This window comes from Lachnospira multipara ATCC 19207, assembly GCF_000424105.1.
Taxonomy (GTDB): domain Bacteria; phylum Bacillota; class Clostridia; order Lachnospirales; family Lachnospiraceae; genus Lachnospira; species Lachnospira multipara.
This window is the reverse complement of the sequence record NZ_AUJG01000031.1, coordinates 1-1,453: the sequence shown is the minus strand read 5'-3', so window position 1 is coordinate 1,453 and position 1,453 is coordinate 1. Positions and strand designations below refer to the sequence as shown.

General features: G+C 27.9%; 2 protein-coding genes. Both read left to right on the top strand.

Annotated elements, in window-relative coordinates; translation table 11 throughout:
• The coding region (locus G600_RS15860) for a hypothetical protein (RefSeq protein ID WP_034246605.1) at positions 1-239 on the top strand (239 nt) is incomplete at its 5' end.
• Between the two features lie 273 nt (positions 240-512).
• Entirely contained in the window at positions 513-1,448 is a 936-nt protein-coding gene (locus G600_RS0113045; protein ID WP_027432285.1) for a hypothetical protein, read from the top strand.
• The last annotated feature ends 5 nt before the right edge of the window (positions 1,449-1,453 follow it).

The window sequence follows — 1,453 nt, the reverse complement described above, 5'->3', positions numbered from 1 at the left end:
ATAATTACACTGAATTTGATAAAGTGTGTTCAAGAAGAATAAAAGATACAGGAGTGTATTATATCGACTTATCAGATGAAAATACAGATGAAATGTATTGGAATTATTATGTGGTATTAGATTATGACGATAATACTATAAAATATTATGACGTGAGTGGAAGTTATGGATATAACATAACAAACCAATCAGAATATGAGGCATGGAAAGAACAAAACAAAGATAAATTTTTAAATTGATTGATACGAAATTCGGCCTCAAATAACGGAATACGGCCAGAATTAACGGAATAAAGCCAAGTGGTTGAAATTAAAAAAATAATATAATATTATTAAAGAAAAACATATTATAACGGAGAAGAAACAGTATTAGATTTTGGACAAAAAAGGGGAGATAGTTTTTATGAGTCTGGATATGAATACATAGAAAACTATGAAACAACACATAAGACATCATTTGATGGTGTTAACCCTAAGTTTTATACAAAATTATATTATTAAACGAGGAGTGATATGAAAAAGAAAGTAGTACTGTTATTGTGCTTAGTTGTAGGCGTATCCTCAAGTGCTTGCACAAAAAAGCAAAGTAGTATAGAAACGGAAATAATAACTGATAATTATATATATGAGACTAATTCTGATGATATAAATACTGTAAACCAAGATGTATTAGATGGATGGAGGTTAGTAGATTATTATATCGATGAAAACAATGAATTAAAACCGTTTTATATACCAATGTATCACGATGATACGTATGTAATACACAGCATCCCATATGCTGATAATAATAATGATGATGGTGCGAAGAATAAATTGAAACCAGATGGAACTAAATTTCATAAATATAGTGGACATCTCTTTTCTTCTTATTATTCTCAACCAATTTTTGAAGATAATAAATTTGTAGGGATGACCAAAATGAATGAACTTTATGATACAATGGATAGTTTCATTTTTGGTAGCATAGGATATTCTGATGAACCATTTGTTAATACTGAAGATTCTCATAGTAAAAAGGTATCCCATTATACAGGCAAAGCAGATATTTATGCAATTTCAGTGGCTCTTTATGAAGATTTTTTTAGCTGGACAACAGATATAAATATGTATGTATATGGAGTTCCAACTGATTTTTATGAATCTTATCTGGGAAATGATAACATATATAGTACTGATGATTATTTTAATTTCACGAGTGAAGTTATGGAAGAATATAACAGCTTTGATTTAATATTATCTAATAGTTTTGGAGAAAGCGGTATTTTTTATATAGACTTTACAGATTTAAACGATACAAATAAGTATAAGGATTATTATGTAAGATTTGAGAATGAGGGTAATGAAATTTGCTTTTACGAAATCTATGGAAATTATGGATATAACATAACAAACCAATCAGAATATAAGGCATGGAAAGAACAAAACAAAGATAAATTTTTAAATTGATTGAT

Coding starts and splice junctions, on each gene's coding strand:
- G600_RS0113045 (WP_027432285.1), top strand. CDS start 513: ATGAAAAAGAAAGTAGTACTGTTATTGTGCTTAGTTGTAGGCGTATCC.